Consider the following 18,023-nt stretch of genomic DNA (forward strand, 5'->3'; position numbering starts at 1 on the left):
GCTGACTTGGGCAGTGGAATGGCGATTCCTGTGCATCATTACAGCTGTTCGATCGTGTCCTCGACGACGTCGCTATCAGCGAGTATCACAGCATGATCGCCCGGTTCGATGACGGTATCGCCACGGGGCATACGGTAGCTCCCGTTGCGCGTGAGCGCTCCAATGACGACATCCTCCGGAAGGTCACCGATCGCCTCGCTAATCGGTCGTCCTGCGAGTACGCTGTCTGTGTCAATACGGATCTCGATCACCTCGGCTTGATTGTCTTCCAGCAGAGCGACGTTCTGGGTGTCTTGGTCACGAACGAACTCGATGATCTCTCGAGCCGTCGCTCGACGCGGGTTCACAGCGATATCGACCCCTGCATCTTCGAACAGATCGACGTACTCGCCGTGGTCTACAATAGCGACCGACTGGTCTGCGCCCTCTCGCTTGGCCCGCAGGGCAGCCAGCAGATTCTCTTCGCTGTCGTGTGCGAGCGCTGCCACCACGACATCGACATCAGCCATCCGTTCATCTTCGAGGAAGTCCCGGTCGGTCGGGTCCTTGTTTCGAACCCTGGTGGCGGATAACCGTTCGGAGAGTTCCCTGGCACGGTCAGCGTCTGTCTCGATGAGATGAGGACGGAGACCACGCTCTTCAAGCAGCTGGGCCGTATGGTAGCCGGTGTCGCTCCCGCCGATGATCAGCACGTTCTGGGGACCTGTCTCTCGTGGGGCCAGTTCGGTGCCGAACGAGTGGACCGAATCGGGTCGGCCCGTGACGACCACGTTATCTCCCGGTTGGATACGTGTCTTCCCGGTCGGAAAGATTGTCGCTCCGTTCCGGAAGATGACAGCGAACGTGAGCGCGTCGTACGCATCGGCTTCACTGATCGTTTGGCCGAGAATTGGACTGTCCGGCTTGATTTCGAACTCGGCCATCTGAACCGTCCCGCCTGCGAAAACATCGAAGTTCTGTGCAGCTGGTAGGCCAATCCCTCCGGCTGCTGCGGCGACTGTCAGCAGGTTACTCCCGACCATGAAATCGACATCGAAGACGTTCTCAGCCTGATCCCAGGTGTCGATATATTTCAGATCCTTGACGCGTGCAACCGTCGTAACGTCAGTGAGTGCCCTCGCTGTGCCACAGGTGATGATGTTGATCTCGTCGCTGTCGGTAATAGCGATTAGAATATCGGCATCCTTGATGCCGGCCTCTCGGAGGGTTTCAATGGCCGAACTGTCACCAGGTACCGTGAGCACATCGAGGTCATATCTGAGCCTGTCAATCCGGTCGGTGTTCACGTCGATCATTACGACGTCGTGATTTGCATCGAGTGCTGCTGCGACCCTCGTTCCCACCTGACCAGCGCCAGCTATTATGACCCGCATTCGTGTATTTGATTCATATCCGGATACATTGATTTGACTCCTCCCTTCTGATTCCACCGATATCAACAAGCTGTCAGACTACATAGAAATTGGTGGTTTGACGTTGACTACGTAACATTTCAAGCATCGGCCTTAGGAATGATGTATGAGGAAACGTAACCTCTGGTTCATCGTATATCTCTTCGTTAACCTCCAAGTTCGTCGATTTCACTCACACTTCCTGCGGTATCGGTCGATCATACAAGTTATGCACCTTTTGAAGCAGGCGTAGACTGAAGATCCGAATGGTGATCAACGTCATTCCCGAATCCTCGGGAACGACCGACACAGCACAGATTCCAGAGAGTCCGATAACCACCCGTAGCCGATCGATGTAGGCAAAAATTCGATATGGGAATTCTTCATACTATTTATGAACTACGCTAGAATCCTGACATGCATTGAGCTGGCTAGTCTCAACTATTGTTCGTGTTTGGTAGTTGAGACTACGGCGGGTTTAGCGGGGCTACAATGCGTAATTCGGCCGAATTGTCAATCAAAAACCGCTCGTTGATAGCTCAAATCGTACAGCGGTGTCGATCGATATGCAGGCCAGTCGATATATTGAACCTTTGTAATCGAGAAACACATCGCGACGTGACGTCTACGTTGCCGTCATCTGGCTATAGCATTGCTATGAATCACATTACTTATGCAGAAGATTGGCTCACTACCAGCGACAGTGTGGGTGGTGCTGAATACATGGCATCTGTGATTCTCGTTCTCGGGATTGCGCCGCTCGCGGCGCTGTTCATGTCGTTCACAGTCGGGGCGAACAGTAACTCGGCTCCCGTTGCTCCCGCCGTCGGAGCAAACGCATCTCGGTTCTTCGAGCGGCCCTCTTGGTCGGAATCGTGGCTGGGCTCGGAGCAATCCTCCAAGGAGGCAGTATCTCCGAGACCATTGGGAAAGACCTCGTGACCGGTGTAACGATCACGCCGCTCGCCGCCGCAGCAGCCTTACTCACCGCGGCAACGCTCATCACGATCGGGAACACCTACGGATATCCGATTCCATCGGCGTTTACCGCCGCGGGGGCAATGATCGGCGCGGGCATTGCACTCGGTGGGGATTCGCTGTCGACGAGTACGTCGTCATCCTCGGATTCTGGTTTGCGATTCCCGTCGTTGAGGGTGTCCTTGCCTACGGACTCGCGCGTGGCTAACCAACAATGTCTGTCAATAGCCGTTTTGGTTGGATAGCGCTGTAGATTGGTTTTCAACTTAGTCAGCACAATGATGGTAGCGACCGAAACCGGACAAAAAGCCATTTCAACACCCGTATAACCTTTTATCCACGGAATATAGGATTTAAAAATCCCCAAACAAATATATAGTCAATTATATAACATTTGGGTATGAGAACCAAACAGACTCTACAGTCGGAGATGCTCGGGCGCAGTGTCACGTTCGATTACTCGGAGACGTGGGTCGGTTACTCCCTGTTCTTCATGCGTATCGTGATGGGATGGACGCTGTTCCAAGGCGGAATCACGAAACTCGTCACGTACATCGACGGCGACCCCGCGAACAACTGGACTGCGGCAGGGTTCTTGCAGAACGCAGTGCCGGCAGGGAACCCATTTACCGGCTTTTTTGCCTCGATGGCGGGGATGCCGATTATTGACTGGTTGAACATGCTCGGACTGACCTTGACCGGCCTTGCCCTCTTGCTGGGCGTGTTCGTTCGGTTCAGCGCGTTCTGGGGCGCAGTGATGATGCTGTTCTACTGGCTCGCCGCGTTACAGGGCGGACTGCTAGCTGGCCTTCCGGTTGCCCACGGCTGGGTCGTCGACGACCACATGGTCTATGCTGTGTTGCTGTTCGGATTGGGTGCGTTCGGCTCGGGCCGCATCCTGGGCCTGGACAGTTACATCGAAGATTTGTCGCTCGTACAGAACAACAAGTGGCTCAAACTCCTGCTGGGCTGACCCGGAGGGTACCGGGCCATTCACAAGCAAAAAGGCGATTTCAGTACCCATTTCGCTTTTTGTACCGCCTAGAGAGCGACGCTTCGCACCGCGGGCACAGCCACTACAGATACAGCATCGAGTAGTTTGGAGGGGTACTACCAGCTGTTGCAAATACAAGCTCTTCATGCAGTATTCGGCGTGGTCTTTTCGTGCCGAGTCTTTCGTTTCGTCTGAGTTATCGCACCTGGTGAGCTTCGACATTTTTCCAGTCTGACCCGGCTTCGCTCGCGATCGACCAATCCAGGTGTGTATCACCGCCCGTTTAGCGTTTGACCACCGCTCACAGCAGCACTGCGAACACCGGGTAGGAAACGGCAACTGCCAGCGAGGGTGTCAGGACCCACATCGTGACGATCCGCTTGGCTGCCGCTGGGTCGAAGAGGCTCCGCTCGTCGAGATCGGCCGGCCCCTCTGCACCGATATCCGGAACATCCGGGACCGCCTCTGACCCCTCCGCGGGCTCTTCGTGTCGGGCGATGTCTCCGATGGTCGGACTCGTAGGCGCCTCCTCGGCGCGTGACGTAACCAGCGCCCCTGTGGCGACATCGAGCTCCGACTGTTCGGGCGTCGGGGTGGCTAGTTCCGAAAGCGTTGCAGCCCGACTCGCCCGCCCCCAGCCAAGCCCGATAATCGCAGAGGTAGTGCTGACCGCGAGACTCGCAGGGATTCCCAAGTATGAGAGGATCGTGATGACCGTCCCACCAACGACAGAGACGATCAGCGACGCGAGAATCGGGAGTTCCGTGATGTCGTCTCCGACCGTCTCTAGTGTACGCCGAGCGATGGTGAAACTCCCCAGTCCGAAAGCTACCACCGCGAGCAGGACTCCTTGGTCGACGGTAAGGGCGCCACCTTCCCCGACGAGGGGCGCAACGGCGTTCGCTGCGTTCGACGCGCCCGCCGAGAACGCCATATAACAGCCGATGAGGACCACCGAAAGTGACCCGACAACGTCCTGTGGCGACGCGTTCTGGTTCAGATATGGGCGTGGAATTGTCCCTGATCGGTCAATCTGGACGAAGTGGAGATCGAACTTCGTGAAGGCGACGTAGCGGTCGAGATACGGGTAGACATAGCGCCCGACCACGAGCCCAATGGCGAGGCTCACCAGTGGAGCGACGATCCACGCCGAGACGATGACGAACATCAGCGCCTGATTGAGCGTGCCCGAGGCGAGACCCAACCCCACAATGGCACCGACAGCCGTCATCGATGTGGAGGCGGGAACGCCGTAGAGATTCGATATCAACAGCGACGCGCCCGTAAAAAACAGAACCCCGACGCTTGCAATGGGCGTGAACTGGGCTGCCGGCACGATACTGCTGCTCATTGTTGCGATGACGTTGCGCCCTACGGTCCATGCCCCGAGGAAGCCGAAGCCGACGAACAGAACTCCCGCAGTCGCCTTTCGAACGAGGCGTGAGCCCACCGCCGGCCCGAACGCCACGCCTGTCGACGAGCCGCCGATGTTGAAGCCGACGAACACGGCGACAGCGATGCCGGCGACGGTTAGCAGTGACACCATTGTGTGGGTCAACGACTGCGGACCTTCAAATAATCCCCGACGTTTTTCTGAGGTGGTGTCTCGATTTTGTCATCTAACCAGAGTTACAAGCGTTCCTCCTCAGTGCCGTGCTCAACGGGTACGATTAGCCCCTCGTAACTCCGCACGTTCAAGGGATGAGAAGTGTCAATTTACCCTAATATACGAGTCTCCACCGGGAGTAGCATCCAAGCAACAGGCTTCGAGACGGAGTAGAAGGCTTCCCCGGAACATATCGTTCTGAATAGCAGTCGAAGCAGAAACCGATATCATCCCGTTGGGTATTCCGACGGCTGATGAAAGGAGACGACGGGAGCGGCGGTCATTGACGAAGCCACCACCATCCGCTCACGATCACGACCGCCGCGAGTACGGCCGCGCCGGCGACAATAGCGGTGTCACCGCCCGGACCCGTCGGTTCCGCGATAGCTACTGGCACGAGCGACGGTTCCGTCCGGACCACGTCGCCGTCGGCTGTCTTGGCGGTCGCGTTGAACGCGACGGCGTGCGTGCTCTCGACCGCGTCCTCCGAGACGGTGAGTTCGAAGCCAAGCGTCGCGGTCTCGCCAGGGTTAAGCGCGCTGACGAACGCGCCCGGAGACTCGCTGGTGAACGGCGGGGCCGTCACGAGGGTGACCCGCACGTCTTCGAGGCGCGTGTCGCCGACGTTCGTGGCGCGGACGCGGAGTCGGTTGCTCGTATCGATGCCGTAGCTAGCGTTCACCGCTTCGAACGCAAGGCGGTCGGGCTGGGGCGCGACCTCGCCCCGGACCTGGAGCGGCGCGCTCTGTCTGTCGTCGCCGCTCGGCCCTTCGTAGCGGACGGTCACGTCGAACGGACGGGGACCGGCCTCGCCCGTCGGCGCGACCGCAGCGTCGAACGCGAAGTCGGCCGACGAACCCGCATCCAGGTCGCCGACGGCGTACGTCGTCTCCGCGAACCTGACGGTCGAAGACGGAGCGGAGATGACGACCACGGCGTTGCGCGCCGGCGTGGTGCCGTTATTGACGACGGTCCCACGCACCTTCCCTTCCTCGCCGACGGCCAGCGAGACGCCGGCGTCGCGGACGGAGAAATCGGGATCGGGCACGACGGTCACACCGACATTCGCGGGCCTGGCCGATGCGTCGACGCCCCCGTCGGTCCGGTAGTCGACGGTCGCGTCAAGCGTGTAGGTCCCGCCCTCCGTGCCGGATGGCGTAGTCACGCCGACGGTGACGGTTCGCTCGGCCCCGGCCGGCCAGTCCCCGACGAACCGGGTGGTCGCGCCGCCGCCGTCGATGGTGAGCGTCCCGGCGGTCGACCGGAGGGCGAGCGTGGCATCGCTCGTTCGCGGCCCGTCGTTCCGGAGCGTGACGGCGAGTGTTCCCGATCCGCCGGCTGCCACGTCGCTGTTCACGTCGGTGACGACGAACCGGCGACCGGTCTGTGGCTCGACGCCGACGACGCCAGACTCGTCGGTCCGCCGGACGCCGCGGTCGTCGTCGAACGCCGTCGTCACCCGGAAGGGGTACGTCGCATTCGTCGCCGTGTCGGCTGCCGCGACCACGTAGGTGAGCGTCCGGCGCTGGCCGGGCTCCCACGCGCCAGCGTACTGGCTCGACGATCCAGACGACCCGACTTGGACGTCGGGGTCAAGGGAGGCGAGCGACACGGAGGTCTCGTTGGCCACCTCGCTGCCCACGTTTTCAAGGGTCACGGAGACCGTGCCGACGCTCGCTGGCCCCAGGTCCCCCTCGGTGTCGACGACGCTGAAGCGGGCCCGCTCGACGACCCGGACCGTCACGGACAACGTCTCCTCGACAGTCCGCGTCCGGGAGAAGCCCCCTCCCTCATCGATCTCCGCCGTGTGCGTGTACGTCACCCGGAGGGGGAGGCGATAGGTCCCCGGTGAGGCGTCCTCGTCGACCGAGATGGTGAATGGGACGACCTGCTCGCCGCCGTCGGCAATGCTCCCGACGCTCTGCCGGCGGGTAGTGACTGAAAGCGGCGCATCGTCGGCCCGGAGCCGGGTGCTGATGCCGGTCGCTGTGAGGACGCGCTGGTTCAACTCCGGGTTCGTCGTCGACATGGTTTCGAGTTCGCCCGCGTTCGTGATCATCACTTCGAGGGTCGCCTCCTCGCCCGCGACGATGCGATTCTCGGCGAGCGAGGCAGAGAGTTCCGGCGAACCCTCGACGAACCCGAGAGCGACGGTCGAGGCCAGCAGCGAGCAGACGATCACGACAGTGAGCAGCTTCGCTCCGGCGGCGAGTCGGCTCATGCGCCCTCCGTCAGCCGGTCCGTCTCAGTGGCAGTTCCGCCGTCGCGAGGTGTGGTATGGTTATGCATTGGTGTCGAGGAATCGAAGTCGGTGGCATCGGTCACACTATCAGATGTCCCGTCGTTCGAACAGGACGACGCTTATGCCGACACAGGCGATGGCCCCCGCGAGCAGGAACAACGCGCCGGCCATGTCGTAGGTCCCTTCGCTGAGGATGTCTACAGGGCTGTAGTACCGCGTCGGGCTGACGGCCCCGAGCCACTCGAAGTCGGTATCGGTGCTCACCGTGTCCAGCAAGAACAGGCCGAACACCGCACCGATCCCGCCGCGCTGAGCGATGTCGGCACGGTTCAGACGGACCGACAGCAGCAGGCCGACACCGGCACAGGTCAATAGATATGGGACCGAGAGCAGGTGGAGCGCGAACAGCGACACCGGGTCGATCGTCTCGTCGATAGCAAGGAGGCCAGCGTAAACCACGAACGGTGTCACCAAGTTGACGCCGAGGATGGGGACCAGCAGCGAGAGGTACTTCTCGACCGCGACCCGTGAGCGTGATATCGGCGTCGCGAGTAACATGTCCAGTTTCCCTTTCTCGATGTCCGCCGCCACGAGCGCGCCCCCGCTGTACGCGATGTACAGGCCGAGCAGCAGGAGCCAGAGGAACTGGTACATCTCGACTGAGAGAAACCCTTCGACAGTGGAGAAGCTCGCCGACCCGACAAACCCCTCCTGGAACGCCGGTGGGAGATTCTCGACGTACTCCTCAAAGTCGACACTCGATTCTGCAATCGACGGATACAGGAAGATGATCAACAACGCGTAAACCGCGAGCAAGACGGTGAGGACGGCCGTTCCTCGCACCCGTCGGCGGCCCTCGTAGCGGGTCACTTCGAACATCAGCCCTCTCCATAGAAGTGCATAAACACGTCCTCCAGGGGGGGTTCCTCGACTTCGAGATCGACGATGTCATAGTCTGCAAGCAGAGACACGAGGGCGTTGTAATCGCCAGTGAACATGAACTGGACGCCGTCGTCGAACGTCTCTCGATCGACGATGCCGTCTCCATTGAGACTGGCGAGGTCGACGTTTGACCGCGTGTGGACCCGGACGCGCTTCCCGCCGCGTCGGAGCAGTGTATCAATCTCTTCGAGCGTCACGAGCTTCCCCTCACGGATAATTCCCACTCGGTCACAGACTCGTCGGACCTCCCCGAGGACGTGCGACGAGAAGAACACCGTCTTGCTTTTCGCTCGTTCTCCTCTAATGAACTCGTTGAACGCCTCCTGTTTCAGTGGGTCCAGCCCCGAAGTCGGTTCGTCCATAATGACTAGGTCCGGATCGTGCATGAACGCCTGAACGATACCGACCATCTGTTTGTTGCCACGGGAGTACTTCCGGATCTTCCGGTCGAGCGGCGGATCGAACAGCTCCAACAGCTCCTCGCGGCGCTCGTCGCTCTTCAGCGACGCCTGGTAGTCAAGGTACTCGCGGCCCGTGACCTGCTCGTCAAGAGCTGGATCGCCTGGGAGATACCCGATGTCGGCCTTTGCCTTGAGGAGTTCATCCTCGTCACGAATGTCACGGCCGAGCACCGTCGCGGTTCCCTCGGTCGGCGACTGGAAGCCAAGCAGATTGCGGATTGTCGTCGTCTTCCCCGCGCCGTTCGGCCCGAGGTAGCCGAAAATCTCGCCCTCTTGAACAGTGAACGTCAGGTCGTCGTTGGCCCGAACATCACCGTACTGCTTGCTCAGCCCCGAAACCTCAATCGCCGCCATGGCCGGATATGACGGCAAGAGAATATAACATTTTGTATGCTTTTTGCGGTCGTGTTTAGTTTGGGGCATTGTGCCAGCAAGCGAAACTCTGGAGCCAATTTTCGGCTGTTTCCGGCTTGACGTGGCTGAAGCAGTTCGAAAACGACGAGCTTCGACGTTTCAGCTCTCAAAAAGCCTGTTCGGTAGCGTTTCGATTTCCGTGGCGTTGTGTCTGAAATCGAAGTCCAACTTGTTGAGAGGTAGTTTGGTGGTATTGAGCGCCATCAATGAGAAAGACGGCAGTTTCGACATAGTGTTGTTGCCGAAGTTCTCGCAGGAAAATTTCTGTGAAGGTGGTCGTAGTCGTCGCAAATAGCCGGTCGTGAAGCGGTTCGTTCGACTTCGGATACCGGTAGTGTACAGCCAGAATTGCTGATCGTTAATGCGAACCACTGTTTCATCGAGCACAATCTTATTCGGTGACTTACCTGAGTCTGGCTGTAGATCAGCTTTCTGCACTCAATCGGAGAGGGCTTCGACTGCGCTGAACACCCAGTATATGAAGTGATTTGACCGTATTCGACAACTATTCCGAAATCACGACGTTAACAGGAACATAAATTAACACGGCTTAATTGTCTCTCTGGATAGTCTTTCAAGCTCTGTTTTGGTTACGAGATAGCGGGCATAGTGCTCAGCGTGATAAACTGATTTGCCCTTTGCACATGAATATGGCCGTCTAACTCGTTGCCTCTTTGAGCCCGGACTGGACATCCTCCAAGTCGACGTGGGCAGGAACAAATCGAGCCCATCGCTCACCTGCGTAATGTAATCGTGTGGGTCCGCGCCGTCAAGCAGGACATCAGCGGCGTGGTTGGTGTTCCAGCGCTCGCCCTGGTATGCATCGTCGTGACCGAGGATGAGCGTCATGTGGCCATTGTTATCAAGGTCAACCAGTAATCGCGCTCGTTCCGATGTGCAGGTTCGCGGCCAAGATTGATTGCGGTCGTAGTCTTCCCGAGGCTGCCCTTGAGGACGCTGACACTGACTACGCGAGAGGTTGACTCACCACCCATAACAGGCTAAGCTACCTTAGGTGACTTAGCTGTTGTTACTTAGTCACCTAAGGTAGATCAAGTAGGTTGGGTGGCTGGTGTGGGAACGCAAGCTGGAGTGGACGAGGTGCCTATTACAGTGGCAACAGCGCGAAAGCTTCCCCCATTAGGGGAAGGAAGTGCGTCAACTTCACAAGACGCCCCACCGGGTTAGGGGTGAGTAGCTGACACTAACCGATAGTGGTCCTATATCGACACCCGGTACTTGATTTCTTATAATATATATTACAGGAACAGCAGTGTAGCAGAGAACCGTTATTCGATAGAAAGACTAGTTTAGCGGGGCCTGTGTTTCCGGAGCATCACTACGAGATTAGCTACAAGAGTGTGATGACACCGCGAACCAATATTTAATGGCCAAGAATTCTTGATCACGAAAGCCAAGATTTTGACCCAACCCCTCAGGTAAGTGAAGTTGCTGTCTCTCAATTGTAGATGGGGCTATGGAACATACAGGCCAACCCCCTCTCCCGGAACGCGAACATGGGGTCGAGCCGCCGACACACTGGGTTGGTCGGACGGTGGGTCGGCTACCTATGGCGGATACTCCCCTGTCCTCTCCTCGGCACATCGTCGGACAGAAGAGTTCCCGGCCACGCGCGGGACCGTCGGCACTGTGCCGGTCGAGCGTGGGGACCGCGTAGCAGTGGCGGACACTCCCGCGCTCGCGCGTAGTCCGAGTCGATCTTGTTGATGCAGTTGTCTTGACAGATGCAGAACCGGTACGCGGTGTACTCGGACCAGTCGATAGAACCGGGAAGCTCCGGCTTGTGTTCCTGCGGCAGGTTCTCACGACCGGAGCCGCGTGTCGACGGACTCGAAACTGATTGCGCCGCCTCTCGGTGCTCCGAGTCGGTCACCGGAACCACCTCGTGGTAACAGCCTGAGCCGTAGTAAACGCCAGACTACGGCAGGGTCCGCAAGGTTTCCTTACGAGTTGACAGAGAGTTCCTTCAGCGGCATCTTTCAATTCCGACGAGATCGTCAATCTACAATGCTGTAGCTCCGGTTCTGGTAAAGCAAGGAACGGGAAGAACTCGGTATGGGCCAACGATTGTTGGATAACGCCAACGACTTTTGATTAGCCAACTCTCGATTCGCTTTCTGACCGTCGCTCGCTGTTCGGCCATCCGCCTGAAACAACAACTCAGTAGACGTGCGTAGTTAGCACTACGAATTCTATCAGTAGCGGCTGAAATTGTGTTAGGGTTGCTGAATGCAAAGAGCGTATCAGTAGTTGAGACTGACTCTCTCAATGCATATGGCGTGAGCAGGTCAGAGAGATCCCAAAGGGATTAGGACGGATCAACTGTTCCGTAAGTGTGCCTACTCACAATGGGAGTGTTTAGTTTGTAGCATTATGCCAGCAAGCGAAACTCTGCAACCAGTTTTCGGCCGTTTTCGGGTTGACGTGACTGAAGCAGTTTGAAAACGACGAGGTTTGACGCTTCAGTTCTCGAAAACTCCGTTCGACAGCATTCCGATTTCCGTGGTGACATATCTGAAATCCGAGTCCAGTTCGTTGCAGTGCAGTTTGGAGGTGTTGAGCGCTATCGACGAGAAATACAGCAGTTTCGACATCGTGTTTTTGCCGAAGTTCGCGCAGGAAAGTTTCCGTGAGGATGGTCGTAGTCGTCGCAAACAGCCGGACGTGAAGCAGTTCGTTCGACTGCGGACCGGCGGCGTACAGCCAGAATTGCTGATTGTTGATGGGAATCACTGTTTCGCCGAGCGCAATCTGATTCGGAGATTTCCCAGATTCGGGCTGTAGATCGGCTTTCTGAACCCAATCGTGGACGGCTTTACCACTGCGTTGGACACCCAGCAAGAATAGTAATTCGACTGTATTCGACAACCTTCGACTTCGACGCGGACCCGATCATCCGACAGCCCATCGAGTGGGAAGAGTGAGCGGCGACCCGTAGCGCTCAACAACAACCTTGCCCGGAGGGAAGATTGTACCACCCCGCCACGTCAACCCACTAATATCCCAGAATTCGATCGGATCAGTCTCTATTCGGTAAAAAGAGCTCGACAGGTCGACGTCATCAACGAATCGTGTACCTGTCCCGACTGGCAGCAGCGTTCACCCGAAGGCGGCTGTAAGCACCTGCGTCGCGTCGATTACGGGATCAAACGGGGCCGCCTTCCCTTCCCGTAGTCGTGGCCGGACTATTCCACTGGACGGACTGTGTCGCCATCCCGACGGACCCGGTCGAACGTTGAGAGATACGCGAGCCGGTCCCGAACCTCCTCGGCATCCAGCTTCAGTTTCGGGGCCAGTTCGTCAACGGTCATCGGTTCATCGAGTGCCTGGAGGACTTCGAGCCCCCGGTAGTACCTATTCGTGAGCTCTTGGATGCGGGCCTCAATCGGCGTGGTCACCCCGTACCGCTCATCGAGTTCGACCAAGGCCTCGTTCGCAAACGTGGCGAACTGATCGTCCACCAGGCGTTCGATCTGGGCTTCGAGTTCTTCTCGGACGACGTCGTAATCGAGGCCGGCCTGCACGAGCATATTCATGTCCTCGATGTCGTCGTCGCGGCCTGCGATCGCCTTGAACAGGAAGATATCCTCGTTGCTGACCAGCCGGACTGTCAGTCGATCCGTTTTGAGGAACGGCTCGCTACGCTCTTGCATGCCGTCGGTGAGGACGAGCTTGTTCGCGACCTGCTGGTTGAAGATGTCGAGGCGACACCCATCGTCGTTTTCGACGCAGCTCGTCGCCCCCAGTGCCCGATAATCTGGATCCAGCGATTGAACCTCTGCATACCCGAGGTCCATCAGGACGGCCCACAGCTGGCCGTACGCGTCGCCATCTGGAACGACCAAGTCGATATCTTTCGTCGCCCCCTTGAGGCCGCGCAGCGACATCGCGCCACCACCGATCAGGTAGACCGTGAGCGGGGCTGAGAGGCCATCAGCGATTCGCTGGAATTTGCGCTCGATGTACTCACGTCCAAAGGTTGGTCTCATTGTGGTAGTGTCACCTCGTAGTCAGCCGCCAGCTCTTGGAACTCGCCCCACTCCGGGAGCCGGGAATCGTCGACCTCGCCGTGTGTCTCGAGGTAGCGGAGCAAGGCGTCGATATCGTCTTCGAGGCCATACTTCGCCGCCTGCTCTCGGAGGTCATCCTCGTCGACGTCGACGTGGCTGAGGAGAAGGAGACAGTACGAGCGGTGGCGGCTACCGTCATCGATTAACAGCGTATGACAACACAGCTCCGTCGGCGAGACTGCGTCGAGCTCCTCCGAGTAGACATAGTATCGATGGCCGGTGAGCAGGAACTGGAGGTCGAAGGCCGCAAATCGAGCGAGGCCGGTTTCGTGGAACCTCTCCGCGTCGATCTCCGTCTCAGCCTGGGCGAGGAATTCGTCGTAGTCCTCCCAGAGAATCGTGCCCTTCGGGGCGACGGATTCGAGGCGTTGGCGGTGCAGATGGTGTGCGAGTTCTTGAGCGAACTCGTGAAGGCGGTCGAAGTCGGCGTTGAAGTCATAGCTGCCGTTGTCCGTGCTGACGAGACCGCGGTCGCGAAGCTGCTTGAGGACGCGGTTGACCGTGTTGCGGTAGTTGTCGCTTCGGTCAGCGATCTCGGAGACGGTTCGCGGCTGGTCGAGGTGGTACAGCACCTCGAGTGCCTTCCCGGTCAGCAGCTCGGGGAACTCGATGTGGGAGTGTTGACGGACGAGGTTCCGATAGAGTTCGACGGCGCGAGCATCCGACGGGACGACTCGTTTTCGCCGACCGTCTCGTTCCGTGTAGACGATCCCCTTCTCGACGAGGTTGCCGACGGCACGGGAGAGGTAGCTTTCGCTGTGGTCGAGCTTCGTCGCGAGATCGGAGATTGTGTCGCCGCGGTCAACCGTAGCGAGGACCTCGAGTTCGATGCGCCGGAGCACAGTGTAACACAGTACGAAACTAATATATAAAGAAGTTTCGAGTAGTGTTACAGCCAGCAGGCGCGAGAACCGTCTCCACCGGCTCGCTCTTATGTAGAACTGTGGAAAGACCGTATAGTTACACTGAAACAGCCATAATCTAGGAGTATGTCTTCTGCTCAGCCGGCGTTCGGCGCGATGTTTCGAGAGCTGATTGAGCTGGGCATCGTCGAGATCGACGCTGAGCCGCTCGATGCGGGCATCGAGCGGCGACTCAAGGAATTCTGGGAGAATACGTCCTGTCCACGGTGCGGACACAACTCCGTTCGAACGTGGCCACATCTCGACCGCGTTCACTGCCGTGACTGTAACTTCAAGCCGGTCTACACCTACGGAACGCCGTTTCACGAGAAGCACCTCTCCTGCGGCGAGGTGCTTCTCGCATTCACGCTCTACGCGGACACGTTGCTCAGTATCAACCAGATCGCGCCATTGCTCGGTCGGGCCTACAAAACCGTTCACACGGCGATTCGAGAGGTGGAAGCCGCGGTTCAGCGCGGCTTCCCCGTTGTCTGGGGGCTCCTCGACCAGACCATCGATGGACCGACACAAGTCGACGAATCTGGCAAGGTCTGCTCGGGCTACAAAGGGCAAGAGCCGCCGCGGAACAGCCGTTCTCGCGGCGGCTCATCCCAGACAGGCCGATCACGCTGGCGAGGCCGCCACGGTGATCAGTTGACGCTCGTCGCGGCATGCCGCGACTCGCTTCGCGTGATTCGCGGCCAGCTCGGCATCGACTACAGTGGCGATCTTGAACCAGTGATTCAGGAGGCTGGAGACCTCTCCCAGCCGCTGGGAGAGGTCTGGACCGACGGACTCCAAGCGTACCGAGAAATGGAGCGTGACCACCGAACAGTCGTCCACAAAGAGCAGTACGTATCGCCCGACGGCGTCCACATTAACCAAGCAGAGTGCCTGTTTTCGCTCGTCCAGCCGTGGCTGCGGAAGTTCCGCGGCCTGTCCAAGCAGGGCTTGGAACAGGCCGCTCACACCTTCGGTATCGTTCGTTCACTCAACCTAGCTGGTGAATCCACCGAGTCAATCATTGACTGTGTCGTTATCGGGGCTTTCCACAGTTTTACATAAGAGTGCCGAAGAATGAGGTAGCACCATCCGTTTTTACGAATGTATGCCAGTCGAACTTGACGCTGATATGGAAACGGTCGCTGAAGAATCGCCGTTGGTCAACGCCGTCACGAACGATGTCACCGTCAACGACGTGGCACAGACCATCCTTCACTGGGGCGGTCTGCCAGTGATGTCCGACGACGAGCGAGAAGTTGGGGACATGGTTGCTGGTGCTCAGGCCTGCCTGCTGAACATGGGCACTGTCAGCGAGACAGGCGAGGCGACAATGCTTGAAGCCGGCGAGTCTGCCAACGACCACAGTGTCCCGGTCGTCGTTGATCCCGTCGGTGTCGGTGCGACGCCGACACGGAACCGAGTCGCCGAGCGTCTCGTCACAGAACTCGATGTCGCGATAGTCAAGGGAAACTACGGCGAGATCACAGCCTTAGTCGGCGACGAAGCCGAAGTTAGAGGCGTCGAGTCCATTGGCGAGTACTCCAATATCGCGACGACGGCCGTCGCCGCTGCGCAAACGTTCAACACTGTTGTCGTCGCCTCCGGCGAGACAGACATCGTTGCGACTGAGGACGTCGCCTACCAAGTCAGCGCCGGCCACTCCAAGATGGGAACTATCGTCGGCACAGGGTGTATGCTCGGAGCGACAGTCGCAGCGTTTGCAGGGGCTATCGACGACACCGCACACGCCGCACTGGCCGGAACCGCCGCCTTCAGTTTGGCTGGGGAAGCCGCCGCAAACGGTGACTTCGGTAAGGTCCACGGACCAGCGAGTTTCAACGTCTCATTCAAAGACGCCATCGCTGGTCTCGCCGGCGTCGACACTGCCGACGCTAGGAGCCGAATCAAGGAAGTACTCTCGACTACTGAGGCATGAGCCTCGGTTCGCTTGTCACTCCTGGATCCGTTGGTATCAGCCCGTCGTAAGCGGCCCAAGTGAATGGACAAGGTTGCCCGCAAGTTCACCGTCTGGGACCCAGATGTGGGCTTGGAGAAAGGCAACCTCTACCGGACTTTCGGCAAAGAGCGAACTTAGGACCCGCTCGGCGAGATTCAGATCCAGATTAGCGATGCCGACCACGCCGACTCACTCTGTGAAGGCGAGTAGGTAGGATTAACAATAGTTGAGATTGGCGCTCTCAATGCATACGCCTCAAGCCTCGTCTGCTCAGTACATCAGAGTCGGTCGAGCGGCTTGTGGAAATATAGGATTTCAACAGAGATACTATTGTTACTTATCGGCTCTTTCGTTGGAGAAGTTACGATCTATACCGATCCCAATGGTTACTCCTGAAATCAGTATCCCTGCGAAAAGAAGCATATCACTTGGCTTGAAATCGGAAACAACGAATGCGGAGTTATAATTAATCTTTATATTGCCGAGAACTACACCGTGCCGGGTGCATTCATAGAAGATATCCCTTCCGCTACATGTCTTCCCAATAACAAATGGTTCAGCGTTCCCGTCGGCAAGGCAATTGGATTATATACACCATCTTTGTCCTGTTCATCCGCGGCTTACCAGGGTGGGAAGCCTTGCTCGCGGGTTCCCCCTCCGCTGAGTGGGTTCCGTCAATAACACTAGCTTTTCTCTGGGGTGCATTCGGTGTTTTTGGACTCTATGGCGCAACGTTTGCCCCCTCCACAGACTCGCTGAAGCAGCGTGCCAACCACCAATGGGGCATGTTAGTAGTACTTATAACCATCTTTGTCGCCGGGCTATTCTTTCTTACCCAGGCTTATCGATTCGTCACTGTCGGCGTAAATGTCATTTGTACATCCATATTGCTCCTACTTTTGTTGTACGCCAATAAATAGAAAATTCGCGATAAGAAACAAGCACAGGCGTAACGAGTGTTATTTTCCACAATATAGATGTAGGAAAATAGGGTGTTATAAAAGAGGTCTCACACCGTGGGGGCTGGCATGTCTAGTTGAGCGACTTTGAGTGGCTACGCTGCCGGAAGTCGTCAAAATTCGCGTGTATAGTTGGTGGTTCAACATGATTGAGCGTTTGGAGAGCAATCTGAGTCAGTTTCCGTTCACTGGATCGTCCAAATACATACATTACAGCCCCGCTACACCCGCTGTAGTCTCAACTTCCCCCGGCGTGCAGTAGTTGAGACTGGCGCTCTCAATGCATACGGCTCAAGCCCCAACTCCTCAGTAAGCCAGAGTCGGTTAATCGGCTTGTTGATTATGTTGAATACTTCGTTCGCTAGGTAGAATCGATTCCGATCACGGTGAGTTTCTCGGGTGTCCCGTCATCGGGCGGTTGGGGTGGAGCTACGGTACAGGTGAGCCAGACCACCGAAGAAGGACTGTTAGATGAACAGCAGACCTCGATGGGTCTCTGTGCGGGTAGCAGCCGCTAAGAGGGCATTTAATTGCCCACGACCCGGTAGTTTATTTTGTCGGGCATATATGAAATCCCATGGCCAATGGAGGCGACTCCGAGTTCAGCGATGAGGAAATTAGCGGCTATATGAATGACGTGGTCATCCTGATGTCAGGCTTTCTGCTGACGGTGTTTCTCACATTCCTCCTCGTTGAGTTGGTGATCGGGCCAATTCTGGCCTCCATCGTCCCTGCGTTTTCAGGAAGTCTCATCAACTGTACCTTGACCGGCACCGAGTCCGTGTGTACCGGCGGGTTGAGTGCTCGTTGGCTGCTGGTCGTCGCCGTTGGCCCTCCGCTTACTATCCTTTGGCTGAATAATTATCAGGGCAGGGTTCGGCCTTACTTGGCTGCCCGCGGAATTGTGCCCGAGAAGACTCAGTAAGCTGGCTGTACTGAGCAGCGCGAGAGTGATGAGACCGTATGTTGCGAACAGTAGTTGAGACTGGTTGTCTCAATGCATACGGGGGAGATATTCTGCTCCTACGGACGTCGACGCGGAAACCGGCCGTATCAAGGAACTGATTGCCAACCGAAACTATG

At 57.6% G+C, this 18,023-nt stretch carries 11 protein-coding genes and 3 pseudogenes; 5 read left to right on the top strand and 9 right to left on the bottom strand.

All coding sequences use genetic code 11. The features are described from left to right. Positions 1–38: 38 nt before the first annotated feature. The gene (gene trkA / locus RBH20_RS18275; protein ID WP_306711357.1) at positions 39–1,373 is read right to left on the bottom strand and encodes a Trk system potassium transporter TrkA; all 1,335 of its coding nucleotides are present in this window, start codon (positions 1,371–1,373) and stop codon (positions 39–41) included. A 741-nt stretch (positions 1,374–2,114) separates the two neighbouring features. Between trkA and RBH20_RS21370 the strand changes: the two are divergent. Further along, positions 2,115–2,574 (top strand): annotated as a pseudogene (locus tag RBH20_RS21370) (inorganic phosphate transporter); the annotation flags it as partial. A 195-nt stretch (positions 2,575–2,769) separates the two neighbouring features. Further along, on the top strand, positions 2,770–3,342 hold the full coding sequence (locus tag RBH20_RS18290; RefSeq protein ID WP_306711361.1) for a DoxX family membrane protein: 573 nt from the start codon (positions 2,770–2,772) through the stop codon (positions 3,340–3,342). Between the two features lie 322 nt (positions 3,343–3,664). Here the strand turns inward: RBH20_RS18290 and RBH20_RS18295 are convergent, their stop codons facing one another. From RBH20_RS18295 to RBH20_RS18330, 8 genes and pseudogenes are all read right to left on the bottom strand, one after another. Then, complete coding sequence (locus tag RBH20_RS18295; RefSeq protein WP_306711363.1) at positions 3,665–4,909, bottom strand: inorganic phosphate transporter; 1,245 nt, start codon at positions 4,907–4,909, stop codon at positions 3,665–3,667. A gap of 340 nt (positions 4,910–5,249) precedes the next feature. Next, positions 5,250–7,190: a COG1361 S-layer family protein gene (locus tag RBH20_RS18300; protein WP_306711365.1), complete on the bottom strand. Its 1,941-nt coding sequence runs from the start codon at positions 7,188–7,190 to the stop codon at positions 5,250–5,252. A gap of 108 nt (positions 7,191–7,298) precedes the next feature. Then, entirely contained in the window at positions 7,299–8,090 is a 792-nt protein-coding gene (locus RBH20_RS18305; protein ID WP_306711367.1) for an ABC transporter permease subunit, read from the bottom strand. Beyond that, positions 8,090–8,968, bottom strand: a complete 879-nt coding sequence (locus RBH20_RS18310) for an ABC transporter ATP-binding protein (protein ID WP_306711369.1) — start codon at positions 8,966–8,968, stop codon at positions 8,090–8,092. Before RBH20_RS18310 ends, RBH20_RS18305 begins: the two co-directional genes overlap by 1 nt. A gap of 55 nt (positions 8,969–9,023) precedes the next feature. Further along, positions 9,024–9,533 (bottom strand): annotated as a pseudogene (locus tag RBH20_RS18315) (IS6 family transposase); the annotation flags it as partial. Between the two features lie 1,874 nt (positions 9,534–11,407). Then, positions 11,408–11,917, bottom strand: a pseudogene (locus tag RBH20_RS18320) (IS6 family transposase); the annotation flags it as partial. 317 nt (positions 11,918–12,234) lie between these two features. After that, positions 12,235–13,038 carry a DUF6036 family nucleotidyltransferase gene (locus tag RBH20_RS18325; protein ID WP_306711372.1) on the bottom strand — a complete coding sequence of 268 codons (804 nt, stop codon included), beginning with the start codon at positions 13,036–13,038 and terminating at the stop codon, positions 12,235–12,237. Further along, positions 13,035–13,961, bottom strand: a complete 927-nt coding sequence (locus RBH20_RS18330) for a MarR family transcriptional regulator (protein WP_306711374.1) — start codon at positions 13,959–13,961, stop codon at positions 13,035–13,037. The genes RBH20_RS18325 and RBH20_RS18330 overlap by 4 nt, the downstream gene beginning before the upstream one ends. 147 nt (positions 13,962–14,108) lie before the next feature. Here RBH20_RS18330 and RBH20_RS18335 point away from each other — a divergent pair, with 147 nt between their 5' ends. The 3 genes from RBH20_RS18335 (at position 14,109) to RBH20_RS18345 (ending at position 17,865) form a co-directional block, all read left to right on the top strand. Continuing rightward, a complete protein-coding gene (locus RBH20_RS18335) occupies positions 14,109–15,086 on the top strand; it encodes an IS1595 family transposase (RefSeq protein WP_306711376.1) in 978 nt (325 codons plus the stop codon). Between the two features lie 43 nt (positions 15,087–15,129). Continuing rightward, positions 15,130–15,960 (top strand): hydroxyethylthiazole kinase, encoded by an 831-nt coding sequence (gene thiM, locus RBH20_RS18340; RefSeq protein ID WP_306711377.1) that lies wholly within the window; start codon positions 15,130–15,132, stop codon positions 15,958–15,960. 1,557 nt (positions 15,961–17,517) lie between these two features. Continuing rightward, positions 17,518–17,865 (top strand): hypothetical protein, encoded by a 348-nt coding sequence (locus RBH20_RS18345; protein ID WP_306711378.1) that lies wholly within the window; start codon positions 17,518–17,520, stop codon positions 17,863–17,865. Positions 17,866–18,023 lie beyond the last annotated feature (158 nt).

The sequence above is a fragment of the Haloarcula sp. H-GB4 genome (assembly GCF_030848575.1).
Lineage (GTDB): Archaea > Halobacteriota > Halobacteria > Halobacteriales > Haloarculaceae > Haloarcula.